Raw genomic sequence first — 24,437 nt, forward strand, 5'->3', positions numbered from 1 at the left:
TCACCGCCCGCTCAATCCTTGCGCTCCGGGGCAACCGGCAGCGGTCCGCCGAACACCACCCCGCGGGTGTCGCCGTCCAAACCGCCGCTGAACACCCGGGCCGCGTCGGACGACGGGCCGGGGCCGGCGTGGCCGTCGGCGCGGAACGGTTCGGCCGGGACCGACTCCACCTCGGCGCGCATCCGCGGCAGCGCGGTCCGCTGGTGCTGCCAGATCCAGCCGACCAGCCGCTCCCGGACCAGGCAGCGCAGGTCCCAGAGCGCGGCCGCGTCGCCGGCGCTGACCAGCGCCCGCAGCCGTACCCGGCCGTCGGTCGCCTCGGTCATCTGGAGCACGCAGACCCGGCCGTCCCACAGGTCGCTGCTCTCGCAGACACGCTGCAACTCGGCCCGCACCGGCTCGACCGGGGTGGACCAGTCCACGTCGATCTCGGCGGTGCCGAGGACCGCCGACCCGGTACGCGTCCAGTTCTGGAACGGTTTGGTGGTGAAGTACGAGGTGGGCAGGATGAGCCGGCGGTCGTCCCAGATCTGCACCACCACGTAGGTGAGGGTGATCTCCTCGATCCGGCCCCACTCCTGCTCCACCACGACCACGTCGTCGACCCGGATCGCGTCGCTGAACGCCAGTTGCAGCCCGGCGAACATGTTGCCCAGGGTGCTCTGCGCGGCCAGCGCCGCGACCACGCTGATCAGGCCGGCCGAGGCCAGCACGCTGGCGCCGAGGGCACGGATGTCCGGGAAGGTCATCAGCATGACGCCGATGGTCAGCACCACGATGCCGGCCACCGTGACCCGGCGCAGCATCACCACCTGGGTCTTGATCCGCCGGCTCTTGAGGTTGTCCGGCACGTCGGTGCGCCACCGGGCCAGCGCCATGTCCTCGAGCACCAGCAGCATGGCGCCGACCAGCCAGGCGAACGCGGCTATGCAGAGCAGCACGAGCACGTGCATCACGCCGGAGCGGCCGGGGAAGTCGCCGGCCCAGATCCGGATCGCCTGCTGCACCGCCACGAGCGTGACGGTGACCAGCAGCGGCCGGTGCACCTTCCGTGCCAGGTCGGCGGCGAGCGGTGACTCACGGCCGAGCCGCAGCATCACCCGGTGCACGATCTCGACGAACACGATCGCCACGGCGGCCGCGCCGAGGACGGCCAGCAGGGCGGTCATCACACTTGTCACTGGTATCGCCTCCACGGACGAGAAGCCTTCTCCCCGGCGGGGTGCGGGCGCACCGACGGCGGCGGATGTCGGAGATAGCTCACATCCGCCGCCGTCAACGGTCCAGTGTCAGATCTTCCGGTAGCGCGCCTGCGCCACACAGTAGACGCCGAACGCCGCGATGCCGGCGCCGATCAGGGCGAGCAGCCACACGCCCCAGGAGTAGCCGGCCAGCGTCTTCAGGGCGGCGTCGAGGCCGCGGGCCTTGTCCGCGTCGTAGTTGACGGCGGCGGTGACGAACAGCAGGCCGGCGATCGCGTACGCGGTGCCCTTGGCCATGTAGCCGGCGACCCCGAGACGGATGATCGGCTGACGGGTGCCGGCCGGCATCTGCTGGGTGTTGAGGTGCTTCACGAACTTGCGCTTGTAGCCGTACCAGAGCATGCCGACGCCGACGCCGAGCACGATCAGGCCGATCAGCGCGACCAGCCAGCGGCCGCCGTCGGTGGCCATCAGGCCGGAGGTCTTGCTCTGGTAGCTGTCGCCCATCGAGGCGTTCGCGCCCTGCACGATCTTGACGGCCATCCAGGCGAGGTAGCCGTACAGGACGGCCCGGACGCCGGAGAGCACCCGCTCGGCCATCGCGGTGCGGTCCCGCGGGCCGCTCTCGCCGATGGCGGCCTCGAACGCCTGCCAGATCGCCATGGCGGCCAGGCCGACGGCGATGACGATCAGCAGCGTCTTGCCGTACGACTGCCGGGCGATGGTCTGCAGGGCTCCGGACTGGTCACTGTCCTGCCCGGAGCCGACGCCGAAGGCCACCTGCAACGCGATCCACGCGAACAGCAGATGGATGATGCCGTATCCGACGAAACCGCCCCGGGCAAGGTACTCCAGGGGTTTGCTGTCGGCGGCCCGTGACGCGGTGTATTTGACGTTCGAGGCTGTGGAGGACATGCCCCCAATGTGACCGGCAGCGACGATCGTCAAACGTGACGCCTCAGCGTGACACTTCCACCTTGATCTCGTCCTGCGTCACGCTCGACAACGTGAAGGTCAGACCGCCGGCCTCGACCGCCTGCTGTCCCTTGGTGAGCTGGATCTGCTCGCCGGCGACGTCGAGGGTCACCGTGTTCTCGTCGGCGGAGACGAACTTCGCCTCCACGCCGAGGACGTCGACGCTGGCGTTGTTCTCCCGGGCGATGGTCACGGTGCACTGGTCGAGCCCGCAGCTCACGTCGTCACCGCACCCGGTGAGCAACGCGAGGCCGAGGACGGCGGAGGCGAGAGCGGCGGCGGCGCGGCGACGGGGCTTCGAGATCAACACCCTTTCACGGTACGCGCGACAAGCAACCCTAAGCTGTCCGGATGAGCGACTACGAGGTCCGGGACAACACCGCCGAGCGTCGTTTCGAGCTGGTCGTGGACGGTGCGGTGGCCGCTCTGGCCGTCTACCGGGTCCGGGACGGCGCGGTGCACATCCTGCACACCGAGACCGCCCCGCAGATGCGCGGGCGTGGCCTGGCCGGCGAACTGGCCCGGCAGTCCCTCGACCGGATCCGCGACCGGGGCGACCGGGTGGTCCCCTCCTGCCCGTTCTTCGCCGCCTACATCGGCGAGCACCCCGAGTACGCGGACCTGGTCGCCCACTGACCGTCGTTCAGGCGGCGACCGGCTGCGGAGCGGGGACGTCGACGCCGGCGATCAACTCGGCGGCGGCACGGCCCAGCGCCCGGGTCGCCCCGTGGGTGGCGATGTGCACCCCGCCGGCCACCGTCACCGGGATGCCCATCTCGACCACGATCGCGTCCGGCCGTACCGCGAGGACCCGGCTCAGCGTGGTGGCGATCCACGGGTGCCGGTGGACGTCGCGGACCACCAGCACGAGCGGCCGCTCCCCGGCGCCGGCCAGCACCGGGGCCGCCGGGTCGGCCAGCGGCTCCAGGTCGCCGGCGGAGAACCGGACCGACGTGGTGCCGGCCAGCAGTTCGGCGAGCGGTTCGCCGACACCCCACGGGGTCTCGCTGCCGATCGCGATGTTGTGCGGCGGCGCGAACTCGACCACGTGCGGGGCACCGGTGACCGGCAGTTCGGGTCCGCCGTCGGCGACGGTCACCCGGACGGCGCGGCGGGCGGCCGCGAATCCCACCGTCGAGCCGAGGACGACGGCCTCGTTGCCGGCCGCGGCGTCCGCGACGGCCCGGGCGCCGGTGGCGGTCTGGGCGCGGGTGGTCCACGAGGCGAGCCGGCGGACCCGGCGTACGGCGTCGCGCAGGCGTTCCTCGGGCAGTTCCCCGGAACGGACCGCCGCGACGATGGCGTCCCGCAGCCGGGTCGCGGTCCGCTCGTCGGCGTGGTCGCCGCCCACACAGATGGCGTCCACCCCGGCGGCGAGCGCGCGGACCGTGGCACCTTCCAGTCCGTAGCGGCGGCGCACGCCCTGCATCTCGATGCCGTCGGTGACGATCAGGCCGTCGAAGCCGAGTTCCTCCCGGAGCAGGCCGGTGAGGATGCGGGGGCTCAGGGTGGCGGGCTGTTCGGTGTCGTACGCCGGGACGAGCAGGTGCCCGGTCATCACCGCCTTGGCGCCCGCCGCGATCGCCGCCCGGAACGGGACCAGCTCGCAGGCCGCCAACTCTGCCGCGGTGCGGTCGATGACCGGGACGTCGTGGTGGGAGTCGACGGCGGTGTCACCGTGCCCGGGGAAGTGTTTGGCGCACCCGGCCACGCCGGACTCCTGCAGGCCACGGACGAAAGCCGCGGTGTGCCGGGCCACGAGGTGCGGTTCGGCGCCGAATGCCCGTACCCCGATGACCGGGTTTCCGGGGTTGCTGTTGACGTCGGCGTCGGGGGCGTAGTCGAGGGTGATGCCGGCGTCGGCGAGTTCCCGGCCGAGATCGCGGGCGACCGCCTCGGTGAGCCGCGGGTCGTCGATCGCGCCGAGGGCCAGGTTGCCGGGCCGGGAGCTGCCGAGCCGGGACTCGAACCGGGTGACGTCACCGGCCTCCTCGTCGATGGCCACGATCACATCCGGGTGCTCGGCACGCAGTTGCGCCGTCAGGGCGGCCACCTGTCCGGGTGACTCGACGTTGCGCGCGAAGAGGGCCACGCCCCCGAGGCCGGCGCCGAGCCACCGGCGGACCCAGTCCGGGGCGGTCGTGCCGACGAATCCTGGTTGCAGGACCGCAGCCGCCAACTCCGGCAATTCGCCGTGAATGGACATGAGCCCCCGTACCTCCGATGCTTTCGCTCCCCCGTCGGGGACCTATGTTCACACCCTCCGCCGCATTTAGTCAACAAACCTTTCTATTTGCTGTGGCTTCCCGCCGGTAGGATGCGCACGTGCTCACTACCGTGGCGGCGACCGGTGTCGACTGGTCCGAGGTGCACGCCGTACGCCTTCTCGGCATCGCGCTGGCGGTGCTGTTCCTGCTGTGGGCGATCCGCCGCATGTTCGGAGGCAAATAGGGGTACCGGGGCGGCCATGCGCATCGGATATTTCCTCTCCAGCGAGGAGTACAGCCCCGCCGAGCTGCTCGAACAAGCCCGGGGCGCGGAACGGGCCGGATTCGGGGGGCTGTGGATCTCCGACCACTACCACCCGTGGATGGACGCCCAGGGACAGAGCGCCTTCGTCTGGTCCATGATCGGCGCGATCAGCCAGGCGTGCGGTCTGCCGATCACCACGGCCGTCACCTGCCCGACCGTCCGCATCCACCCGGCCGTGATCGCCCAGGCCGCCGCCACCAGCGCCGTCCTCACCGGCGGCCGCTTCCGGCTCGGCGTCGGCACCGGCGAGGCCCTCAACGAGCACATCTTCGGCGACGCCTGGCCCGAGCTCGACGTACGGCTGGAGATGCTCGAAGAGGCCGTCGAGATCATCCGCGGGCTGTGGGCGGGCGGCTTCCACTCGCACCACGGCAAGCACTACACCGTCGAGAACGCCCGGATCTACACCCTGCCCGAGCAGCCGGTGGAGATCCTCGTCTCGGGCTTCGGGCCCAAGGCCGTCGAGGTGGCCGGCCGGATCGGCGACGGCTACATCAGCGTCATGCCGGACGGCGACATGGTGCGGCGGTTCCGCGAGTCCGGCGGTGGCGCCAAGGTCGCCCAGGGCGGCTTCAAGGCGGCCTTCGCGGACACCGCGGAGGAGGGCGCGCGGATCGCGTACCGGAAATGGCCGAACGCCGGCGTGCCCGGCGAACTCTCCCAGGTGTTGCCCTCACCCAGGCACTTCGAACAGGCGTCCCAGCTGGTGACGCCGGAGGCGGTCGCCAAGGCGTTCGTCTGCGGCAACGACCCGGAGGAGCACCTCGAGACGATCCGCGAGTACGCCGACGCCGGCTTCGACGAAATCTACGTCGCCAACACCGGGCCGCACCACCAGGGCCTCCTCGACATGTACGCACGCGAGATCCTGCCGAAGCTCGGATGAGACTTCCCGTCTACGGGCCACGCCTGCGCCGCGTGGCCCGCAAACAGTTCGGCTGGCCGAAGCTGCGGCCCGGCCAGTTCAAGCCGATGCGCGCCGTGCTGCGCCGCAAGGACTCGCTCGTGGTGCTGCCCACCGGCGCCGGCAAGTCGGCCATCTACCAGATCCCGGCCGTGCTGCTGCCCGGGCCGACCGTGGTGATCTCCCCGCTGCTCGCCCTCCAGCAGGACCAGATCGCCGCCCTCAACGAGCGGAACGACCCGAGGACCCGCGCGGTCCGGGTCAGCTCCGCCGAGACGCCGAAGGAACAGCGCGAGGCCATCGAGGCGATCCGCCGCGGCGACGCCGAATTCCTCTTCATCACCCCGGAGCAGCTCAGCGACCCGGACCGGCTGGCCGAGGTGCGTGCGCTGCGACCCGGCCTGGTCGCCGTCGACGAGGCGCACTGCATCTCCGCGTGGGGCCACGACTTCCGGCCCGACTACCTCGCCCTCGGCGAGATGATCAAGCAGATCGGCCGGCCGCCGATTCTGGCCCTCACCGCCACCGCGTCGCCGCCGGTCCGCGAGGACATCATCGCCCGGCTGCGCCTGCACAAGCCCGAGATCCACGTGTCCGGGCTGGACCGCCGCAACCTGTTCCTCGAGGTCGCCTACTGCCCCGACGACGCGTACCGGTGGCGGCGCCTCACCACCCTGCTGGACGAACAGCAGCGGCCCGGCATCATCTACGTCGCCACCCGGCGGGCCGCCGAGGAACTCGCCGAACGGCTCACCACGGCCGGCTACCCGGCCGCCTTCTACCACGGCGGGATGGCCGCCGGCCTGCGCGAACAGCGGCACACCGACTTCACCGACGACAAGATCGACATCATGGTGGCGACGTCGGCGTTCGGCATGGGCATCGACAAACCCAACATCCGCTGGGTGGCGCACGTCGCCCTGCCCGACTCCCCCGACAGCTACTTCCAGGAGATCGGCCGCGCCGGCCGCGACGGCGAGCCGGCCCGTGCGCTGCTGCTCTGGCGCTCCGAGGACGAGGCCATCCAGCGGTTCTTCCAGGGCGGCTCCCCCGACGGCGACGAACTGCGCGAACTCGCCGGCGAACTGCACAAAGGACCGGTCACCAAGACCGCGCTGCAGAAGACCACCGGCCTCGGGCCACGCAAGCTCGCCCAGTACCTCAACCTGCTGGAACAGGCCGGGGCGATGCGAGCCGGCGCCGGCCACAAACTGACGGTCCCGGCCCGCGCGCCACTCCCGGCCGCGGCCGCCGAGGCCGCACTGACCGAGTACGAGCGACAGCAGGCGGTCGTGAAGTCCCGCACCGACATGATGCGGGCCTTCGCCCAGTCCCGGCAGTGCCGTACCGAGACGCTGCTCGCCTACTTCGGCGAGGAACTCCACAGACCGTGCGGCCACTGCGACAACTGCGCCGACGGCACCGCCCACGAGATCGCCGCCGCCGAACTCCAGGGCCCGTTCCCGGTCCACAGCCAGGTCCGCCACGACGAGTGGGGCGTGGGCATGGTGATGAACTACGAGGAGGACCGCATGATGGTGCTCTTCGACGACGTCGGCTACAAGACGTTGTCAGTGCCGGTCGTCATCGCGAACGCGTTGTTGACACCAGTCAAGACGCTTTCGAAACCCGGAAACTGAGACATAACAGGAGCGATCAGGCGGACAAAAGCGGGCGAGATTTGGTCAATCACCCTCTCAGCCATCCAAGCTCGTCGTCACGTTCATCGCTGCGCTGGCAAGCCACCAGGTGCGCGATGAGCCGCTCGCAGCCCGACTCCGGACACCAGAGAGCCGGAGGGACTCGAGCAGGCCCCTTACACTCTTCCCGTTTCGGTGACTCGTCAGGGCTTGTGCTGGGCCCACTCCGTGCACTCAGCTCCATACTTCGCTCTCCGGTCAGCGTCGGGATTCCAGTGCTGGTCGGCGAGCCAATGCTGTTCACCGTCGCCGGTCGGGACGTTCCTCATAACGAACGATTCCAGGTTTGCCCGGTCTTCGCGGACTTGCGGTGTGCTGTCGCTGGCCTCGTGCCACCAGCCGATATCGGTACAGAACGTCACTCTGGTCTGGTCGAGGCCAAGGTTCTCAACGCCCATGAACTTGACCCAGATCGGGCCGATCATCGGATCGCCAGCTCCAGAGGTCCCCAGACCTGCGAGGACCCGCTGGTAGTACTCCTCGGTGAAAAGGAATCGCGCGGTTGCCGTTATCGGAGTCCAGTCGGTCGCCTGAGATCCCCAGTAGACATGCGTGAGTGCTCGCCTGGCCGCGAGGACATCGTCGACATCGGCCTCCGACGGAACGTCCCAGTTGATCTTCAGATCGCCCACACCGTCAACCGGCACCTGGTGGTAGGCCTCGTCAAACGTCATCGACGAGACACCGATGCTCGGTGAACCGGAGACCAATGGACCTTCAGTCCCGGGATCATTGGTATCGGTGCAACCTGCTGTCACCAGACCGAATGCAACGGCGACGGCCGCCGCAATCCGCAGTCTCACTTGGATCCACCGCCCTTCGGCACGTCTGGAGTCAGCGTGGATTTTGCCCACTCGTAGCCGAGTTGGTATGCATTGCCAGCATCGGTGGCGGCGGTGCCTACCGTGTCCAGGCCACGCGCACCCTTGTAGTTCTGCCACGCCCGGACCTCGTCACCGGTCCACTCGTCCATCGGCTTGAGGCCACCGTTGTCGTCCCTGAGGATGGGTGGAAGTTCTTGAAGCTTGCCGCTCTCGTAGAACGCGCCTTCAGCGAGGAGAACCGCGGAGCTACGACCCGCACCGAGTACTTCGCCGACCTGGTAGCGGGCTTGGCCACTGCTGTCGGACTTCTCCCACTCCTCAAGCCCTTCCAACGCCTCGCCGACGTATCCGTTGATCAGGTCACTGGCGCCGGGAACCCGCGAGGTCGCCGCGCCTACTGCTCCCTCAACCAGGGGACCGATGACCTTGTACCGGGTTTCGATGCTGGTGTTAGTCTTCTCGTCGAGTTGGGCGCTAGTCTCGATGTCCGCCTCGATTGCACCCATGTCGAGCGCGCCCATGACGCCGCCGTAGTTCTGCGAGATGACCTTCATCGCGTCCAGGTTGGCGCGCACGTCGGCCTCCGGGTTCTGCCTGCCGGAGAGGACGTTGTCGTAGGCGGCCGCCCCGTAGCCGGCCTCGGCGCGGGCGACGATGTCGTGCGCGGCCTCGTCCTTGCCGATGTCGGCCAGGAACCGCACCAACTGCTGGCGGTCGACGTCGATGGACTCGGGTGTGCCGTAGTCGGCGTCGGCGATGTTGCCGTTCACGTCGGCGATGTAGCCCGACATGATCCGGGCCATCGAGTCACGCATCTCCGGCGGGATCACGTCGGTCTTCATGAACTCGTTGGACTGCTGCTTGTTCGCGTGCGCCGCCGCGTCGGTGGCCGCAGCGGCGGTGACCTTCTCGTCGATGGAGCTCTCGTAGACGATCGCCTCGACCAGGTGCCGGGCGGCCGGGCCGGGATGATCGAGGGTGCCGCGTTCGAGCGCAGTGCCGAGATCGTGGAGGCTGCTCTTGCGGTAGTCGTCACCGTGTTGCATCACCTCGGCCGTCCAGCCGGGCCCGCTGGGCACGTCCGCCTGCCAGTCCCGGTCGGTGAGCAGGTAGCCGAGGCGGGGCAGGCGGCCGCCGTCCGGAGCTCGCGGGTCGGTCGAGGACTCGGTGACGCCGGTGAACAGGTCGCGGGCGCCTTCACCGTTGCGTGACAGCCCGTCCATCAGGGCATTCACCGGGTCGTAGCCAGCCGGCACGCCGTTCTCGTCGTGTCCCTGGGTCCAGTCCAGGCGGACGTTCTCACCGCGCCCGCCGTTCCACAGGGCGCTCCCCTGGCCCTGCTCGATCTCGAAGTCGACGATGTCGCCGCCGACGGTGGCCACGAACCCGGGGTCCAGACCGCCGTTGCGCAGGAGCGGCGAGAGCAGTTGGTAGCCGTAGACGTCCTCGACGTATCGCATCGGGCTGAAGGGATCGCCGATGTCCATCCGGCTGCGCCCGGCGGCCATCAGATCGGACACCCACTGGCTGGACAACTCGTGCTCGCCGCGCACGTAGTCCTCGCCGCGCAACCCGCCCGTTATACCGGACGGCTCGGTCGCGGTCGCCAGCATCACCCCGAGACCGTTCTGCAGATCCCGCACGATGTCGGCGGTGTCGCGGCTGAACAGTGCGTCATCGGTGCCCTTACCGGGATAGTCGAGCTGGTAGGTCGCCAGCGTGCCGCTGAGCTCCAGCAACCCCTTCGGGCCGAGGGAGTTCAGGACGGTGTAGGCGAGAGCCGGATCCCGGCCGTACAGCTTGATCAGGTCCCGCAACTCGTCCAGTTCGGCAAAGGTCGGCTGGTAGGTCGGATCCTTCAGTTTGCGGGCTAGTTCCTCAGCCCTCGCGATCGTGCCGGGCGACGCGGCCCCGAACCCGGTCTGCCCCGACGGAACACTCTCGTTGATGCTGCCGGCCGTCGCGTCGTCCTGCGCCCGGGCGTACTCCACGACCGATCGCAGATCGTTGAGCAGTGCGCCCGTCTCCCGGCCGGTCCTGTCCAGGTTGCCACCCATGTACGCCGAGGCGGGCGCGGTGACCGTCATGGCCGCCGTATCCACGCTGTAACCGGCCGTCCGGGCGGAGGCGAGGATGTTCTCGGCCTGCTGCCGCAGCGCGGTCATCGCATACGCATGCTGATCCATCACATTTTGGACCCACCTCGCCCGGCTGCAGGTGTTGTCCACCGCATTACGCAACGTAGCCGACTCCTCAGCAGCCGCACTCGACCCCGCACCGCTCGTCCAAACATGACCGAGATCCCGTGTGCCCACGATCAGCTGTTCGGTGGCGTCGTCGACACCCTTCGCGAGCCGCTGCCACTCGTCCGCCGCCCCATGCCACGGCCCAGCGTCGAACGACAACAGCTGCTCCAATGTCATCTCGCTCATCAGAGCACCCCCGGCGGCCCGCTACGCCGCAACTCGTCCGCACCGGCCTGGTCGGTAGCCCGGTAGGTGTCCGCCGCCTCGCTCATCCGCCGGCCGAGCTGATCCAACCGGGCAGTCAGCCGCTCCAGGTCCGCCACCCAGGCTTTCTCCGCCGCCTGCGCCGCCGCGCCCGCCGAACAACCGGGCTGAACGGCAGGCGCAAGGCCCGAGCCGGTCGCCCGCACCGCACCCCGCAACGTTGCCGCCGCACCAGTGACATCCGCGCCCATGACACGCAGGGCCACCACATCCACCCCCAGCTGCCCCGGATGCATCGATGTCCTCCCCGTCACGCACGAATCCTGCCTCTACCGGAACGTACGCCGACATCGATGCCTCGGTTCGCCGTGGCGGCACGCCATCTCCAGTCCGCTACCCGACATCGGCGCCGCGATGGCGGCACACCACTCAGCGACGATCACGAGAGTCGGCGACAAAGCCCTACCGGTGATCGCTGGCCTTGGGTGGATCCCGGTTCAGCTTCGAGCGTGCCGTCCGTTCGCCCGCTGCCGAGAACGGACTGAACCGGAAACTCCGGCTCCCGGCGCTTGACGCTGGCGACATGCTCGAACGGCAAGACAGGGCGCCGCGCGGGTCTCCAGGCCGAAACTCATTAAGCCTGCGGATGGAAGGACCACAAGTCCCTCACAGCGCACATCAAGCTTCTGGCCAAGGCGGGCTTCGTCGACTACACCCCCGTTTCGGCTCGAACGGAGCCGTCGCCTCCGGGATGCGGTTTTGCTCAGTGTCCGACCATTGCGGCCATCGCATCCTCCAGCGTCATCGCCGCCACCTCGGACTCAGCCAACCCGACCTCGTGGATGAGCTGGTAGACCAGACTCGCCGGCAGCGCCTTCGCCGGGATCTCGGCCTCTTCCCATCCCCGGTCGGGAGGCTGCTTGTCCTTGACGCAAGCCCAGAACTCGGCCTCCGTCACCTCGAGTTGGTCGGCCAGGATGGTCTTCCACAGGCGGGCGCCGTAGGTGTCCTTGTTGACCGGCCGCGAGATCCGGGTACGCAGGATCCGCCCATCACGCAGTGGCAGCTCGTAGGTGACGCGGTGGCCGACCGCGCGTCCTCGGCCGTCACGGACCGTCTCCCACTTCTCGTTGAGGCAGAACTGGTGGTGATCTACGCGAGTGCCGGGGTTCATGCGGCCTGCGCCGGCCTCCTGGCCGCCGCATAGCCCGCGTCTTTCGAAAGAGAGGGCGGCCCGGTTCGCGGGTGCTGGTGGCATAGGCCCGGATTGGGAGTTCGGGCGTGACCGGGTGCGGAAGCCGGACGCCGGGTAATTCTGGTGGGAGCGCTCTCGATCTCCAGGGACGGTGGTTGCGTGCGCGTGCAATCATGCGCGGGTCACCGCGACGGGGGAGGTCGGCACTGGTGGGCAAGTCCGGTAAACGCCGTGCGCCGTTGTGGGCGCGGATCACTGTGGTCGCGGGTGTCCTCCTGCTGGTGCCCAGCGGTGGAGGGCTGGTCGCGGGACAGGCGCTGTTGTCCCGGTACGAGAACAAGGTCACCGACAAGAGCCTGCTCAAGGATTTCGAGACCCCGGCCGAGGCGGTCCCGCCGAAGGACCTCGACGCGAACATCGACGGGGCGGTGAACCTGCTGCTCGTCGGGATCGACCCACGGGACGACGAGACCGCGCCGCTGGCCGACTCGATCGTGGTGGCGCACATCCCGGCGGACCGGCACAGCGCCTACCTGTTCTCCATGCCCCGGGACCTGGTCGTGGACATCCCCGCCTTCAAGGCGTCCGGCACCGGGGCGGACACCACCAAGATCAATGCCGCGATGGCGTACGGCAGCCGCCTCAAGAACGGCGAGTTCAGCCCGGCGCAGGGCTTCCAGCTGCTCGCCAAGACGGTCAGCAACCGTACCGGGATCAAGAAGTTCGACGCCGGCGCCATCGTCAACTTCGGCGGCTTCAAGAAGATCGTCGAAGCGATGGGCGGTGTGGAGATGGTCATCGACATGGACGTCAAGTCCGAGCACCTCAAACCGGACGGCAGCCCACGTGACCGGACCCCCGCCTGCCAGGGCCACCACAACTGCTCCCGGCCGTACACCGGGGTGCAGAAGGTCTACAAGAAGAGCGACGAGCCGGTACGCCTGAAAGCGTGGGAGGCGCTCGACTACGTGCGGCAGCGCTACGGCGACGGCATGACCGACTACGACCGGCAACGCCACCAGCAGCAGTTCATCAAGGCGATGGCCAAGCAGGCGATGAGCCGGGACGTCGTCACCAACCCGACGAAACTGCTCGGGGTCCTGGAGGCGGCCGGCGACTCGCTGACCTTCTCCGGCGGCGAGCACTCCATCCTGGACTGGGCGACCGAGCTGCAGGCCGTCAACATCGACGACATGGTCACCGTCAAGCTGCCGGGCAAGGGCCTCTACAACGGCGGTTACCAGGGCGAGCAGTTCTACCCCGAGGTCGACGACTTCTTCGAGGCGGTGACCGAGGAGCGGGTCGCGTCGTTCCTTCTCGATCACCCCGAGTTCGTCAACCTGGACGGGTGACCGGCGCCGGCGGCGCACGGTCCGGCACCATCCGTTCGGGACGACCTCCATCCGGACCCGGCCGGGCTCTACGGCTCGATGCTGCCGATCGCGGTGCGGGTCGGCGAGACGCTGGTGACGGCCGGCACGCCACCGTGGGAGCGGGCGCCGGGCGAGTCGTCGGCGGCCAGGTGGGCACGGCTCTCGTCGTACGCTCAGGAGGTCTTCGGCTTCTCGCCCTTCGACGTCGTCGAACTCTCGGCGCCGGAGGGTGGGGTGCGCGGCGTCGCGTTCGTGCTGCCGGCGCCGGCGAACCCGGCGGTGCGGGTGGCCCACCGGGTCTATCCGAAGCAGATGCTGCTGTCCGAGGGAGTCGAGGGACTGCTGCCACCGTGGGCGTTCTTCGTCCGCTGTGTGGTCGACACCTCCGAGTTGCGGCCGACCGCGAGCCGGGAGGCGCTCTACGACGACAGCCTGCTGGAGCAGGTGCGCGCGACGCTCGGCGACGGGCTGCGCGTTCCGGCACGCCGACACGGCCGGGGAGATCGCGTTCGCGTTCCGGGCCCGGATGGACGCGCAGTCGCTGCTGCACAACTCGGGGGAGTACGCCCGGGCCTTCATGGCCTTCTCGTGGTGTCTGTCCACGTTCGACCGGCATCCCGAGGTGACGCGGCCCGGCGACGAGCACGCGCTGCTGTGGGCGTACAAGTGGATCGTCTGGGAGCTGTCCCAGTTCCACGGGATGACACTGGACCAGGTGGCCGGGTTGCTCGACGACATGGAGCGGCGCTACCGGGCCGGCGGCCACAGCCTGCACGCCGTCCACCAGCACCGGGTGAAGATGGCGATACACCTGGGCGACTTCGAGGAGGCGGCTCGGCGCTACGACGACATGCTCACCGCTCCACGCGACGGGCTGTCCGACTGCCAGGCCTGCGTGCCGACCACCCAGGTTCAGTACCTCGCGGCCGTCGGGCGGCACGAGGAGGCCGTGGAGGTGGGTGCACCGTTCGTCCGCGGCGGGTGCATCGAGCAACCGCACCAGATCCTCAGCCACCTGCTGCTGTCCTATCTGCACACCGGCCGTCACGCCGAGGCGGTGGAGGCACACCGTACGGCGTATGCGCGGGTTCGCAGTCAGCGTGACGACCTGGAGCTGATCGCGCTGCACGTGGAATTCTGCGCGCTGACCGGCAACGCCACACACGGGCTGCGCATCGTCGAGCAGCACCTGCCGTGGCTGGACCGGCCGGCCTCGCCGGCGGCGGCGATGGAGTTCGCAACGGCTTCCGCGCTGCTGCTGCGCAGGCTCGTCGAGGCGGGCCGGGGCGGCGAGACGCTGGGACGGCGCAGCGACAACGGCGATCGCCGCTGGGACAGCACGGTCGCCGAGACGCGGGCCGAGCTGGCCGCGCTGGCCCGGGCGGAGGCGGCCCGGTTCGACGCGCGCAACCGCAACACGTACCAGAGCGAGCGGATCGAGGCACGCCTCGTCGCCGAGCCGATCGTGGCGGAGCTGCCACTCACCCTTCTGGCCGGGCGGCGGATCGTGGACGATCCGGTCGCCGGCGAGGTCGCCACGCTGGTGGGCAGGGTGGCCGAGTCGACCGTGGCCGGGGATGCCGCGGGGGCGGCGTGCGCCCGGCTCGAGCTGGCCTATCTGCTGCGCAACGCCGGAAGGATGGCCGACGCCACGGAGACCGCCGAGGAGGCACGCCGCAGCCTCGACCTGGCCGGGCTCACCATGGAGGCGGCACGCTGCCGCTACCTGTTGGCCGAGCTGTACCGGCGTGACGGCCGCCACCGGGAGACCACGCACCTGCTGCTGACCGAGTTGCTCGCCCTGCCGGAGCTGCCGAAGGGCCTTCCGAACCGGGCGGCCCTGCTGCGGGAGGCCGCCGACGCGTCGCACGGCGATACCGCGGCCGCCTACCTGCTGGAGGCCGCCGCGCTGCTCCGCACCAGCCGCGGCACCGCCAAGGAGGCGAAAGCGCTGGTGGACGCGATGTTGAAATGCGAGACCCCACCGGCGGACTGGGTCGAGGTGCTCGCCCGGATCGATGAGCTGCCGCCGCCGTACAAGGGCAGGCGGGCCACCGACATTCAGCTCTCGCTCTGCGAGATCGCGTGGAACGCCGGGCGCCCGGACCTGGCCCTGGAGCGGGCGCAGCGGCATCCGGAGCTGCGCTGGCCGGAGGCCGTCCTGTTGCTGTCCCTGCACCGGCCCGCCGAGGCGGAGGAGGTGGTGCGGGCGATGTTCGGCTCGGGTCGCCGGCCGCCGTCGGCTGTCCTTCTGCTCGGCAGAAGCCTGGTGGCGCAGGGCCGGCGGGACGAGGCGGAGGCGCTTCTGAAGGAGAGTGGCATGGATTCCGGCGATTTGGAGGCCTTCCAGCCCCGGCTGCGGTGACCCGGGCGCGGCCGGCCGGGCGGTGGAGTCGTGGACGATCAGCTGGTGGCCGCCGGCGCCCCATCGAAGGGGACCGAAGATCCGGTCAGCCGGAGACGGCCTTGCGGAAGGCTTCCACGGCCAGGCCCGAGACGGCCCGGCCGTGGCCGAAGACCGCGTGGTTGAACTCCAGCTCGGCGAAGCGGGCCAAACTCCGGTCCGCCCGCTCCGGGTCGGCGGTGACCACCCGGGGCGGGCCGGTGACCCGGCCCTTGCGGCTTGCGGCGGCGTCCCCGGCGAAGAGGATGCCGCCCGAGCGGTCCAGCAGGTAGGAGACGTGACCCCGGGTGTGGCCGGGGGTGTGCAGGGCGGTGAAACCGGGCAGCGGTTCCGAGCCGTCCGCGGTGATCAACTGGTCGATCTTCGTGGGCTCGACCGTGCCGATCAGCCGGCCGACCAGTTTCGCCCGCCACCCCACCGGCTGCGCGGGCGGGACGTGGCCGGTGATCCACGGTGCGTCGGCGGCGTGCGCGATCACCCGGGCGCCGGTTCGTCTCCGCAGCTCCGCGAGGCTGCCGACGTGGTCGGGATGGTGGTGGGTGACCAGGATCGCGGTCACTTCGCCGAGCGACCGCCGGATGTTTTTCAGCCCGCGTTCGATCAGCGGCGACCGGCCCGGCAGTCCGGTGTCGACCAGCACCACACCGTCGTCGGTGACGACCACGTGCACGTTGACATATCCCAGGCGGAGCTCGAAGACCCCGTCCACCACCTCTAGCACGCGATCATTCTTCCAGCAGGCCGATCGCCCGGGCCCGGGAGACGGCCTCCCGCCGGGAGCGGGCGGTCAGCTTCGCCATGACGGCGGCCACGTGGGCGTCGACGGTACGCACCGACAGCACCAGCCGGGCGGCGATCTCCGGGTTGCTCAGACCCTCGGCGAGCAGGCGCAGCACCTCCGACTGGCGGCCGGTCAGCCCCGCCGGATGGTCCCGGGTGGCCGGCCGTGGACCACGCGGGATCCGGGAGAAGCCCAGCTCACGCAGCCGGAAACGGATCCGGCGGGCCAGCGGTTCGGCGTCCAGGGAGTCGAGGATCCGGACCGCCGCCAGCAGATCGTCCGCGTCGTCGCTGTGGCTCAGGGCGAGCGCCTGGTCGTAGCGGCAGCCGGCCTCCGCCCAGGTCCGGGCCGCCTCGCGTGGGTCGCCGTCGACGAGTGACGCGTACGGACGGGGAACCGGGACGTCCGCGCCGAGCCGCCGCAGCCAGTAGCCGAACGCGCCCAGCCGGCGGCCGCCCTCCCGGTCCAGCGTCCGCAGATAGACCGGTACCAGCCGGCCGGCGGCGGCCCGGTCCCCGCGCAGCCAGGCCACCTCGGCCATCGCCGCGCCCGCCGGGCCGACCCGCTGCGCCTCGCCGATGCCGCGGGCCACCGCCCACGCCTCCTCGATCGGGGCCTCGCCGCCCGGCCGGCCCCGCCGCACCCGCACCAGGCCCCGTACCACCAGGGCGGGGCTTCGCATGATCAGCGGGGCGCCCTCCGCCCAGCGGGCGTGCCGGTCCGCCTCGTCCCATTCGCTCAGCCGCAGCAACGCCATCGAGCGTGTGATGTGCAGATAGCGCAGGAAGCCGAGCACCTCGTTGCGCTCGGCGAACGCCATCCCTTCGTCCAGCAGCTCGCACGCCTCCCGCAGCCGCAGGTCGTCCATCAGATGCCAGGCCAGGTTCGCGTACGCCCGGCAGGCGTGATCGTCCTCCCGGGCGGCGAGCGCCACCGCCAGGCTCTCCGCCAGCAGCCGGTGGCCGCGCGGATCACCACGGTCCCAGAGGGCGTAGCCGACGTTGTTCAGCGCGTGCGCCAGCACCCCGGCCGACCCGGTGGCCCGGGCCAGCACGATCGCCCGCTCCCCCGCCGCGACCGCCGACCCGGTCTGCCCGCCCAGCGCGTGCAACTGCGACTGGTTGCTCAACCCGAACGCCAGCGCCGCGTCGTCGCCGGCCCGCTCCAGCACCTCGACGGCCTCGGTGGCGGCCGTCTCGGCGGCCGGGCGGTCGCCCGCGTACCAGCAGACCCGGGAGAGGCGGCGCAACGCGAGACCCAGCGCCACCGGGTCGTGCCGGTCGCGGCGCAACGCCACCGCCTCGCGCTGGGAGGTGACCGCCGGCTCGGCCAGGCCCAGGGTGTAGCACTCCTCGGCGTACGCCTCCAGCAGCCCGGCCCGGGAATCCGGCGGGAACGCCGCCTTGTGTTCGAGGACCAGCCGGTAGTGGGCGGCCGCCTCCCGGTGCGAACCGGCGGAGGCGGCCTCGGCGGCCGCGGCCGGGGCGTACCGGACGATCAGGTCGTCGGCGCCCGCCTCGGCGGCGTGATGCACCAGCCGGGACAGGTCGGCGCCGCCCCGGTCCAGCAGCGCGGCCAGCACCGCCCGGTTGGCGGCGATCCGCCGGGACGCCGGCAGCGACGCGGCCACCGCGCGGCGCATCAGCTCGTGCCGGAACGCCACCCGCGACGGCGTGACCGCCAGCATGCCCCGCTGCTCGGCCGCGCCCAGCGCCTCCAGACCGCCCGGCACCACGGCTTCCACCAGCCACGACTCCACCGCCGACGGCACCACCGCGAGTTGAGCCAGGGCGTCCCGGCAGGGCTGTTCCAGGGACTGGAGCCGGGCGTACACCGCCTCGGTGACCGTCGCCGGGACACCGTCGGTGTCGCCGGTGCCGAGAACCTCGGTGACGAAGAACGGGTTGCCGGAGGTGACCGCGAAGACCTCACCCGGGTCGAGCCCCCGGTCGCCGACCAGCCGGTGCACCGCTCCGGCGGACAGCCGGGCCAGCGGCAGGCGGCGCATCGGCGTGTTCGCGGCCAGCCCGAGCAGGCCGTGCAACGGATGGCCGGCGCCGATCTCGTCGTCCCGGTAGGTCGCGACCAGCGCCACCGGCAGGGCCGCGATCCGCCGCACCAGGAACCGCAGCACGTCCAGCGTCGCCTCGTCCGCCCAGTGCAGGTCCTCGACGACCAGCACGGTCGGATGGCCCGGCCAGTCCAGCTCGCTGCGGAACGCCTCGAACACCCGGGAACGGTCACCCGACGACAGCGCCTCGGTCAACCGCGACCCGACCTTGCCGACCAGGTCACGCAGCGGGCCCAGCACCCGTGGGGTGGCCAGGTCGTCGCAGTAGCCGACGAGCAGGCGACCCTCCGCCGGCAACACCGAACGGATCGCGTCGACCAGACTCGACTTGCCGATCCCCGCCTCGCCGGTGATCAGGACGACCGAACCGTGCCCGTCCAGCGCCCGCCGGGCCACCACACCCAGCTCGCTCAGTTCGTGATCCCTCTCCAGCAGGGCCCGCCCCATGCGGCGGAGTCTAGGTGCCGGTCTAGGTATCCACCCCCGCCGAGCTAGGTAGCCGACACGGATTCCCGCGGCCCCGGTCTTCTCTAGAACAGAGGCATGACAGTCAACGAAGCGAAACTGATGGAGTTCGTACACAAGTTCGTCGGTGACCTGGGCGCCACGATGGCCGCCGGTGGCGTCGTCGTCGGTGACCGGCTCGGCCTGTACCGGGCCCTCGCCACCGGCGCGGCCCTGCCCGAGGAACTCGCCGAACGGACCGGCACCGCCCCCCGCTACGTCGAGGAGTGGCTGCGCGGCCAGGCGGCCGGAGGCTACGTCGAGTTCGACCCGGCGAGCGGGCGCTACTCGCTCACCCCCGAGCAGGCGTTCGCGCTCACCGACCCGGACGGTCCGATCTTCGCGCCCGGCGCGTTCCAGCTGGCGCTCGGCGCGCTCAAGGCGGAACCGCGGATCACGGCGGCGTTCCGCACCGGCGACGGCCTCGGCTGGCACCAGCACGACGACGACGTGTTCACCGGCTGCGAGCGGTTCTTCCGGCCCGGCTACAGCGCCCACCTGATCGCCGAATGGCTGCCGGCCCTGGACGGGATCTCCGACCGGCTGCGCGCGGGCATCCGGGTCGCCGACGTCGGCTGCGGGCACGGGGCGTCGACGGTGCTGATGGCCCAGGCGTACCCGAACTCGGTCTTCACCGGGTCCGACTACCACCACGGCTCCGTCGAACAGGCCCGCAAACGGGCCGCCGACGCCGGCCTGGACGGGCGGGTCACCTTCGAGGCGTCGGGCGCCCAAGGGTTCGGCGGCGGACCGTACGACCTGGTCACCACGTTCGACGCGCTGCACGACATGGGCGACCCGCTGGGCGCCGCCCGGCACATCCACTCCCAGCTCACCCCGTCCGGCGCCTGGATGATCGTCGAACCGGCCGCCGGCGCGACCGTCGCCGACAACCTCAACCCGGTCGGCCGCGTCTACTACTCGTTCTCGGCGTTCCTCTGCGTGCCGAGCGCCCTCTCCCAGGACGGCGGCTACTCCCTGGGCGCCCAGGCCGGCGAGGAGCCGATCCGCCGCCTGGCCACGGACGCCGGCTTCACCCGGTTCCGCCGCGTCGCCGAAACCCCGTTCAACATCGTCTACGAGGCAAAACCCTGATTTCGTACGCGGCGGACCGTCCCATCGAATTCTCCCCGTCCCGTCTGTTCCACGCGGCCGCGCTGCCACTCCGTCCCGCAGCCTGACCGGGCGGCTGGCGCCGCACGGTCCCACCCGGGCGGCTGGCGCCGCGCGGGTGTCCTGGTCCGGCTTCCAGCGCCCTCGAACAGCCCTGACATGGATGATGTTCAGGTGCGCCTCCCGGCCCGGGATCTGACCCGAGCCCTGGCTGACCCTGCTGGTCAGGTAAGGAGGATCCGGGCCAGGGCCTGGGCGGCCACCGTGAGGGCGATGGCGGCCAGCGCGACAGCGGCGATGACACGGCCGGGAACCGGGGCAGGGCGGAGGCGGCGCCACGCCCAGATCGAGTACGGGATCACCAGGACGACGGCCGTCACCAGGCCGGGAACGTAGTCACGCAGAGCGATCGCCTGCGCGGCGTGGACGGCGCCGTGCCAGCCGAAGACCAGGAGAGCGGCCCGGAAGAACCGGGACTCGCCGTCGGTTCGGGCACCCTGAACCGCGGCGGCCAGAACCGCCACTCCCACCAGGGCGGCGGCCAGGGCGAAGCGTGGGGTGGTGGAGCCGATGCTCTCCACCAGCCCCGGTGGCCAGCCTTCGGCGAGCAGGCGCGGGACGGTGCGCTCGGACCACCAGGTCGCGGTGAGCACCTCCTCCAGGTCGTGGACGGCCCAGACGGCGAACAGTCCGAGACAGACAGCGCGGCGCGACATGCCGACGATCGTGACACGTGTGGATCAGCGGGCCGGAGCGGGTAGGTAAGAATGCTGATGACTCACCTGATGGGAAGGAAAACGCGTGACGGACCGACCGCTCTACGCCGAACTGGGCTTCACCGACTCCGAGTGGGGGCTGTTGACCGGCCTGCCGCAGTCGGTGCTCACCGCGGCGAGCGCCGCCAGCCCGGACAGCGCCCGTAAGACCCGCGCGGAGAGCGCGGCCGGGCTGGACCGCATCTCGGACGGCCGCGGGTCGGCCAGCCCGCTGGTCGCCGCCGTCGCCGCGGCCGCGGTGGCCGAGGCCGGCGACCCGGAGATCGGCGAGGAAGCGCCGGTCATCGAGCCGCGCGACCCGGCCGGTTACGCGGCCGACGTACTGACCCGGGCTGCCGAGGCGGCGGCGCTGCTGGCCGCGAAGGCGTCCGCCGCCGACGCCGAGACGTACCGGCACTGGCTCGTGGAGATCGCCGACGAGGTGGTGGGCGCGGCCTCCAGCGGCGGCCTGCTCGGCATCGGTGGCGAGACCGTCACCGAGAACGAGCGCACCTTCCGCGACGATCTGGCCAAGACCCTGGCCGGCTGACCCGCCCGGTCGGGCGCCGGCGCCGCCTCAGCGGCCATGAGACGACGCCGGCGGCCGGCCGAACTCCGCACACGATCAACTCGGCTCGGCCCACGGATCAGACCCCGGCTCCACACACCCACGCGCAGCGTTCCAACCGGCACCAACGACCCGAGCTTCCTGAGCGTGTGGAATTCGGGTGCGAAACGAACCCCAACTCCACACACCCAACTGCGGCGGCCCCACCCAGCCCGAACCCGCTACACCAACGACCCAAACCCCCCGAGCGTGTGGAATTCGGGTGCGAAACGGACCCCAAATCCACACATCACCGGGCGCGAGGCTCTCGGCCAGCATCTGCACGAGCACGGCCCGGTGCACCACGATGACCGGCTCGCCGTAGCGGGCGGCCGCCTTCGACGCGTCGGTGCGGGAGATCCAGCCGCCGTCGGGGCGCTGGATGCCGGCGGCGCCCTGGAGACCGGCCAGTTTCCGGATCCGCTCGCCCGCGCCGAGGGCGTCGAGGACGCGCAGCGCGTTCGGGGCGACGGCCAGGCCGGCGCCGACCGGTTCGAGGGACGGCGCCCGTTCCAGGACGGTCACCTCCCAGCCCCGCCGCCGCAGTGCCAGTCCCGCCGCCAGCCCACCGATTCCGGCTCCGATCACCACCGCACGCGCCATGCGCTGATCCTCGCACCCGTACGGTTGGGGGCACACTGGCGTGCATGGACGAGTACGCGTGGTCCCACCCGGCTCCGGTGTTGCGCCCGTGGATCGGTCACTACGCCGGGTATCGCCAGTGTGGTGTCGCCCCGGCCCGGCATCGGGGGCTGCCGTCGCCGTACCTGACGTTGATCTTCACGCTGGACGATCCGCTGGTGGTGGCCGCGCACCCGGATCCGCGGCAGGCGCCGGGGCGGTACCGGTCGCTGGTGGGCGGGCTGCATCTGGGGCCCGCGCTGATCACCCACGACGGCCGGCAGTCGGGGGTGCAGGTGGCGGTTCGCCCGCTGGGCTGCCGGGCGTTGTTCGGGTTGCCGGCCGCCGAGCTCGCCAACGTGGACGTGGATGCGACAGCGGTGCTCGGGGACCGGTTCGTCGGGGAGGTACGGGACCGGCTGTGTGCGGCCGCGGGCTGGCCGGCCCGGTTCGCGGTCCTGGACGCCATGCTCGGTGGGCTCCTGCGGGAGGACACCGGGCCGTCGTGGGCCCGGCACGCGGTTCGCCGCCTGTTCGGGGCCGGGCCGGTCAGTGTGGCCGGCCTGGCCGCCGAGGTGGGCTGGAGTCCACGGCATCTGACCGACCGGTTCCGGGCCGAGGTGGGGATCCGGCCGAAGGAGGCGGCGCGGGTGGCCCGTTTCGACCGGGCGCGGCGGGCGATCCGGCCGGGGGTGCGGCTGGCCGAGGTGGCGGCCGCGCACGGGTACGCCGACCAGTCACATCTGGTGCGGGACTTCCGGGCGTTCGCCGGATGTGCGCCGTCCCGCTGGCTGGCCGACGAGTTCGAGGACTTCGGTTTCGTCCAAGCGCGCGCGGAACTGGACGGCGGGTTCGAGGACTTCGGTTTCGTCCGAACGCACGCGGAACTGGACGGCGGGTTCGAGGACTTCGGTTTCGTCCAAGCGCACGCGGGGCCGGGCGACGACGATGGGCGGTATGACTGACATGCGTGAACCGGCCCCTCAGGTGTGGCCGATCCTGCGGGCGAACGACGCCCGGGCACTGATCCGGTTCCTGGTGGAGGCGTTCGGTTTCGAGGAGACCGCCGTCTACGGCGAGGGCGACCGGGTCGACCACTGCGAGCTGAGCTGGCCGCCCGGTGGCGGCGTGATGCTGGGCTCGGACCGCGGCGATCCCAGCCATCCGTGGAAACTCAGTCCGGGGACGTTCGGGGCGTACGCGGTGACCGACGACGTCGACGGGCTGTACGCGCGTGCGGTCGCGGCCGGCGCCGAGATCGTGCGGAAGCCGTCCGACACCGACTACGGTTCGCGGGATTTCATGGCCCGGGATCCGGAGGGCAACCTGTGGTCCTTCGGCACGTATCGGGGCGAGCCGCGCAAGGCCGGGTGACGCGTCAGCCCGGGGGGTCGCGTCAGCCCGGGGGTCGCGTCAGCCCGGGGGTCACGTCAGCCCGGGGGTCACGTCAGCCCGGGGGTCACGTCAGCCCGGGGGTCGCGTCACGGCCCGGTGTGGCAGACGCTCGCGTGGAGCGGACGGAACGGCCGTCGTGCTTTCGGGGGCGGTGTCACGCGTACCGAAAATGGTGTTTCATTCGCTGCGGATCAGGCCCTGACCGATCGCCGTGGCCACCGCGGAGGCCCGGTCGCGGACGCCGAGCTTGGCGTAGGCGTGCAGCAGGTGCGTCTTGACGGTGGCCTCGCTGATGAACAGGCGCCTGGCCGTCTCCCGGTTGGTGCAGCCCCGGGCGATCAGGCCGAGCACCTCCAGTTCGCGGTGGCTGAGCGGCTCCTTGGCGGGGGTGCGGAGGCGGCCCATGAGGCGGCCGGCGACCGCCGGGGAGAGCACCGACTCGCCGCGGTGCGCCGCCAGCACGGCCCGGAACAGCTCTTCGCGGGGCGTGTCCTTGAGCAGGTAGCCGGTGGCGCCCGCCTTGATCGCGGGAAGCACGTCGCTGTCGGTGTCGTAGGTGGTGAGCACCAGCACGCGGGCGGTGCAGCCGCGGGTCCGGAGCTCGCGGATCGTGGTGACGCCGTCCATGACCGGCATGCGCAGGTCCATCAGCACGACGTCGGGGGTGACGGCCTCGGTGACGGCGAGAGCCTCCCGGCCGTCACCGGCCTCACCGAGGACGGTGAACCGGTCGTCGCCGGCGAACATGCCGCGCAGCCCGTCCCGCACCACCGGGTGGTCGTCCACTATCACCACTTTGATCATGTCGTCCTCTCCGCTCCACTCCGGCGCCGCCATGATCTGGCAACTGAGCTGAATGATTCGCTCGCAAGCTCGCTCATGCCGTCCCCTCCGCTGCGCTCCGGCGCCGCCATGAGTCCAAACCTGAGCCAACTGATTCGCTCGCAAGCTCGCTCATGCCGTCCCCTCCGCTGCGCTCCGGCGCCGCCATGAGTCCAAACCTGAGCCAACTGATTCGCTCGCAAGCTCGC

Annotated in this window: 23 protein-coding genes and 1 pseudogene; 11 read left to right on the forward strand and 13 right to left on the reverse strand. The window is 71.0% G+C overall.

Annotation, left to right across the window (positions count from 1 at the left end):
* Nucleotides 1–11: 11 nt before the first annotated feature.
* The 3 genes from AB0I88_RS17335 to AB0I88_RS17345 all read right to left on the reverse strand — a co-directional run bounded on the left by AB0I88_RS17335 (nucleotide 12) and on the right by AB0I88_RS17345 (nucleotide 2,487).
* Nucleotides 12–1,169 (reverse strand): mechanosensitive ion channel domain-containing protein, encoded by a 1,158-nt coding sequence (locus AB0I88_RS17335; protein WP_361024944.1) that lies wholly within the window; start codon nucleotides 1,167–1,169, stop codon nucleotides 12–14.
* 120 nt (nucleotides 1,170–1,289) lie between these two features.
* Nucleotides 1,290–2,117: a DUF1206 domain-containing protein gene (locus AB0I88_RS17340; RefSeq protein ID WP_361024697.1), complete on the reverse strand. Its 828-nt coding sequence runs from the start codon at nucleotides 2,115–2,117 to the stop codon at nucleotides 1,290–1,292.
* Between the two features lie 43 nt (nucleotides 2,118–2,160).
* Nucleotides 2,161–2,487, reverse strand: coding sequence for a hypothetical protein (locus AB0I88_RS17345; protein ID WP_361024700.1), 327 nt, complete (start codon nucleotides 2,485–2,487; stop codon nucleotides 2,161–2,163).
* 41 nt (nucleotides 2,488–2,528) lie between these two features.
* Between AB0I88_RS17345 and AB0I88_RS17350 the strand changes: the two genes are divergently transcribed.
* Nucleotides 2,529–2,813 carry a GNAT family N-acetyltransferase gene (locus AB0I88_RS17350; protein WP_361024703.1) on the forward strand — a complete coding sequence of 95 codons (285 nt, stop codon included), beginning with the start codon at nucleotides 2,529–2,531 and terminating at the stop codon, nucleotides 2,811–2,813.
* A gap of 7 nt (nucleotides 2,814–2,820) precedes the next feature.
* On the opposite strand, the gene AB0I88_RS17355 is transcribed toward AB0I88_RS17350, so the two are convergent.
* Complete coding sequence (locus AB0I88_RS17355) at nucleotides 2,821–4,383, reverse strand: glycoside hydrolase family 3 protein (RefSeq protein ID WP_361024706.1); 1,563 nt, start codon at nucleotides 4,381–4,383, stop codon at nucleotides 2,821–2,823.
* A gap of 119 nt (nucleotides 4,384–4,502) precedes the next feature.
* Here AB0I88_RS17355 and AB0I88_RS17360 point away from each other — a divergent pair, with 119 nt between their 5' ends.
* From AB0I88_RS17360 to AB0I88_RS17370, 3 genes are read left to right on the forward strand one after another with little or no spacing between them, the layout of a single operon-like run.
* Nucleotides 4,503–4,628 carry a hypothetical protein gene (locus tag AB0I88_RS17360; RefSeq protein WP_260178646.1) on the forward strand — a complete coding sequence of 42 codons (126 nt, stop codon included), beginning with the start codon at nucleotides 4,503–4,505 and terminating at the stop codon, nucleotides 4,626–4,628.
* 16 nt (nucleotides 4,629–4,644) lie between these two features.
* Nucleotides 4,645–5,595 (forward strand): TIGR03557 family F420-dependent LLM class oxidoreductase, encoded by a 951-nt coding sequence (locus tag AB0I88_RS17365; protein ID WP_361024711.1) that lies wholly within the window; start codon nucleotides 4,645–4,647, stop codon nucleotides 5,593–5,595.
* Entirely contained in the window at nucleotides 5,592–7,253 is a 1,662-nt protein-coding gene (locus AB0I88_RS17370; protein WP_361024714.1) for an ATP-dependent DNA helicase RecQ, read from the forward strand. The genes AB0I88_RS17365 and AB0I88_RS17370 overlap by 4 nt, the downstream gene beginning before the upstream one ends.
* 203 nt (nucleotides 7,254–7,456) lie before the next feature.
* Here the strand turns inward: AB0I88_RS17370 and AB0I88_RS17375 are convergent, their stop codons facing one another.
* The 4 genes from AB0I88_RS17375 to AB0I88_RS17390 form a co-directional block, all read right to left on the reverse strand.
* Nucleotides 7,457–8,116, reverse strand: a complete 660-nt coding sequence (locus AB0I88_RS17375) for a hypothetical protein (RefSeq protein WP_361024717.1) — start codon at nucleotides 8,114–8,116, stop codon at nucleotides 7,457–7,459.
* The gene (locus tag AB0I88_RS17380) at nucleotides 8,113–10,323 is read right to left on the reverse strand and encodes a hypothetical protein (RefSeq protein ID WP_361024719.1); all 2,211 of its coding nucleotides are present in this window, start codon (nucleotides 10,321–10,323) and stop codon (nucleotides 8,113–8,115) included. Before AB0I88_RS17380 ends, AB0I88_RS17375 begins: the two co-directional genes overlap by 4 nt.
* 245 nt (nucleotides 10,324–10,568) lie before the next feature.
* Nucleotides 10,569–10,883, reverse strand: coding sequence for a type VII secretion target (locus AB0I88_RS17385; protein ID WP_361024722.1), 315 nt, complete (start codon nucleotides 10,881–10,883; stop codon nucleotides 10,569–10,571).
* Between the two features lie 467 nt (nucleotides 10,884–11,350).
* On the reverse strand, nucleotides 11,351–11,761 hold the full coding sequence (locus AB0I88_RS17390; RefSeq protein WP_361024725.1) for a hypothetical protein: 411 nt from the start codon (nucleotides 11,759–11,761) through the stop codon (nucleotides 11,351–11,353).
* Nucleotides 11,762–11,991: 230 nt separating this feature from the next.
* Here AB0I88_RS17390 and AB0I88_RS17395 point away from each other — a divergent pair, with 230 nt between their 5' ends.
* The 3 genes and pseudogenes from AB0I88_RS17395 (at nucleotide 11,992) to AB0I88_RS17405 (ending at nucleotide 15,520) form a co-directional block, all read left to right on the forward strand.
* Complete coding sequence (locus AB0I88_RS17395) at nucleotides 11,992–13,134, forward strand: LCP family protein (RefSeq protein ID WP_361024728.1); 1,143 nt, start codon at nucleotides 11,992–11,994, stop codon at nucleotides 13,132–13,134.
* 54 nt (nucleotides 13,135–13,188) lie between these two features.
* Nucleotides 13,189–13,629: pseudogene (locus AB0I88_RS17400) on the forward strand (HSP90 family protein); the annotation flags it as partial.
* A gap of 52 nt (nucleotides 13,630–13,681) precedes the next feature.
* The gene (locus AB0I88_RS17405) at nucleotides 13,682–15,520 is read left to right on the forward strand and encodes a hypothetical protein (RefSeq protein WP_361024731.1); all 1,839 of its coding nucleotides are present in this window, start codon (nucleotides 13,682–13,684) and stop codon (nucleotides 15,518–15,520) included.
* An 85-nt stretch (nucleotides 15,521–15,605) separates the two neighbouring features.
* On the opposite strand, the gene AB0I88_RS17410 is transcribed toward AB0I88_RS17405, so the two are convergent.
* Nucleotides 15,606–16,280: an MBL fold metallo-hydrolase gene (locus AB0I88_RS17410; RefSeq protein WP_361024734.1), complete on the reverse strand. Its 675-nt coding sequence runs from the start codon at nucleotides 16,278–16,280 to the stop codon at nucleotides 15,606–15,608.
* Between the two features lie 4 nt (nucleotides 16,281–16,284).
* Nucleotides 16,285–18,858 carry an AAA family ATPase gene (locus tag AB0I88_RS17415; RefSeq protein ID WP_361024737.1) on the reverse strand — a complete coding sequence of 858 codons (2,574 nt, stop codon included), beginning with the start codon at nucleotides 18,856–18,858 and terminating at the stop codon, nucleotides 16,285–16,287.
* A gap of 96 nt (nucleotides 18,859–18,954) precedes the next feature.
* On the opposite strand from AB0I88_RS17415, the gene AB0I88_RS17420 reads away from it, so the two are divergent.
* Entirely contained in the window at nucleotides 18,955–20,010 is a 1,056-nt protein-coding gene (locus AB0I88_RS17420) for a methyltransferase domain-containing protein (RefSeq protein ID WP_361024740.1), read from the forward strand.
* Nucleotides 20,011–20,252: 242 nt separating this feature from the next.
* On the opposite strand, the gene AB0I88_RS17425 is transcribed toward AB0I88_RS17420, so the two are convergent.
* Nucleotides 20,253–20,744, reverse strand: coding sequence for an HXXEE domain-containing protein (locus tag AB0I88_RS17425; RefSeq protein WP_361024743.1), 492 nt, complete (start codon nucleotides 20,742–20,744; stop codon nucleotides 20,253–20,255).
* Nucleotides 20,745–20,829: 85 nt separating this feature from the next.
* Here AB0I88_RS17425 and AB0I88_RS17430 point away from each other — a divergent pair, with 85 nt between their 5' ends.
* Nucleotides 20,830–21,333, forward strand: coding sequence for a hypothetical protein (locus AB0I88_RS17430; RefSeq protein WP_361024745.1), 504 nt, complete (start codon nucleotides 20,830–20,832; stop codon nucleotides 21,331–21,333).
* A gap of 75 nt (nucleotides 21,334–21,408) precedes the next feature.
* Here AB0I88_RS17430 and AB0I88_RS17435 read toward each other — a convergent pair whose 3' ends face one another.
* Nucleotides 21,409–21,993, reverse strand: coding sequence for an FAD-dependent monooxygenase (locus AB0I88_RS17435; protein ID WP_361024748.1), 585 nt, complete (start codon nucleotides 21,991–21,993; stop codon nucleotides 21,409–21,411).
* Between the two features lie 44 nt (nucleotides 21,994–22,037).
* Here AB0I88_RS17435 and AB0I88_RS17440 point away from each other — a divergent pair, with 44 nt between their 5' ends.
* A complete protein-coding gene (locus AB0I88_RS17440; RefSeq protein ID WP_361024751.1) occupies nucleotides 22,038–22,976 on the forward strand; it encodes a helix-turn-helix domain-containing protein in 939 nt (312 codons plus the stop codon).
* On the forward strand, nucleotides 22,969–23,385 hold the full coding sequence (locus tag AB0I88_RS17445; protein ID WP_361024754.1) for a VOC family protein: 417 nt from the start codon (nucleotides 22,969–22,971) through the stop codon (nucleotides 23,383–23,385). Before AB0I88_RS17440 ends, AB0I88_RS17445 begins: the two co-directional genes overlap by 8 nt.
* A 198-nt stretch (nucleotides 23,386–23,583) precedes the next feature.
* On the opposite strand, the gene AB0I88_RS17450 is transcribed toward AB0I88_RS17445, so the two are convergent.
* The gene (locus tag AB0I88_RS17450; RefSeq protein WP_361024757.1) at nucleotides 23,584–24,210 is read right to left on the reverse strand and encodes a response regulator transcription factor; all 627 of its coding nucleotides are present in this window, start codon (nucleotides 24,208–24,210) and stop codon (nucleotides 23,584–23,586) included.
* Between the last annotated feature and the right edge of the window lie 227 nt (nucleotides 24,211–24,437).

Origin of the sequence: Actinoplanes sp. NPDC049802, assembly GCF_040656595.1 — a bacterium.
Classification (GTDB): Bacteria; Actinomycetota; Actinomycetes; order Mycobacteriales; family Micromonosporaceae; genus Actinoplanes.

Coding starts and splice junctions, on each gene's coding strand:
- AB0I88_RS17335 (WP_361024944.1), bottom strand. CDS start 1,169: ATGACCGCCCTGCTGGCCGTCCTCGGCGCGGCCGCCGTGGCGATCGTG.
- AB0I88_RS17340 (WP_361024697.1), bottom strand. CDS start 2,117: ATGTCCTCCACAGCCTCGAACGTCAAATACACCGCGTCACGGGCCGCC.
- AB0I88_RS17350 (WP_361024703.1), top strand. CDS start 2,529: ATGAGCGACTACGAGGTCCGGGACAACACCGCCGAGCGTCGTTTCGAG.
- AB0I88_RS17355 (WP_361024706.1), bottom strand. CDS start 4,383: ATGTCCATTCACGGCGAATTGCCGGAGTTGGCGGCTGCGGTCCTGCAA.
- AB0I88_RS17365 (WP_361024711.1), top strand. CDS start 4,645: ATGCGCATCGGATATTTCCTCTCCAGCGAGGAGTACAGCCCCGCCGAG.
- AB0I88_RS17370 (WP_361024714.1), top strand. CDS start 5,592: ATGAGACTTCCCGTCTACGGGCCACGCCTGCGCCGCGTGGCCCGCAAA.
- AB0I88_RS17380 (WP_361024719.1), bottom strand. CDS start 10,323: ATGGATCAGCATGCGTATGCGATGACCGCGCTGCGGCAGCAGGCCGAG.
- AB0I88_RS17385 (WP_361024722.1), bottom strand. CDS start 10,883: ATGCATCCGGGGCAGCTGGGGGTGGATGTGGTGGCCCTGCGTGTCATG.
- AB0I88_RS17390 (WP_361024725.1), bottom strand. CDS start 11,761: ATGAACCCCGGCACTCGCGTAGATCACCACCAGTTCTGCCTCAACGAG.
- AB0I88_RS17405 (WP_361024731.1), top strand. CDS start 13,682: ATGGACGCGCAGTCGCTGCTGCACAACTCGGGGGAGTACGCCCGGGCC.
- AB0I88_RS17415 (WP_361024737.1), bottom strand. CDS start 18,858: ATGGGGCGGGCCCTGCTGGAGAGGGATCACGAACTGAGCGAGCTGGGT.
- AB0I88_RS17420 (WP_361024740.1), top strand. CDS start 18,955: ATGACAGTCAACGAAGCGAAACTGATGGAGTTCGTACACAAGTTCGTC.
- AB0I88_RS17425 (WP_361024743.1), bottom strand. CDS start 20,744: ATGTCGCGCCGCGCTGTCTGTCTCGGACTGTTCGCCGTCTGGGCCGTC.
- AB0I88_RS17435 (WP_361024748.1), bottom strand. CDS start 21,993: ATGGCGCGTGCGGTGGTGATCGGAGCCGGAATCGGTGGGCTGGCGGCG.
- AB0I88_RS17440 (WP_361024751.1), top strand. CDS start 22,038: ATGGACGAGTACGCGTGGTCCCACCCGGCTCCGGTGTTGCGCCCGTGG.
- AB0I88_RS17445 (WP_361024754.1), top strand. CDS start 22,969: ATGACTGACATGCGTGAACCGGCCCCTCAGGTGTGGCCGATCCTGCGG.
- AB0I88_RS17450 (WP_361024757.1), bottom strand. CDS start 24,210: ATGATCAAAGTGGTGATAGTGGACGACCACCCGGTGGTGCGGGACGGG.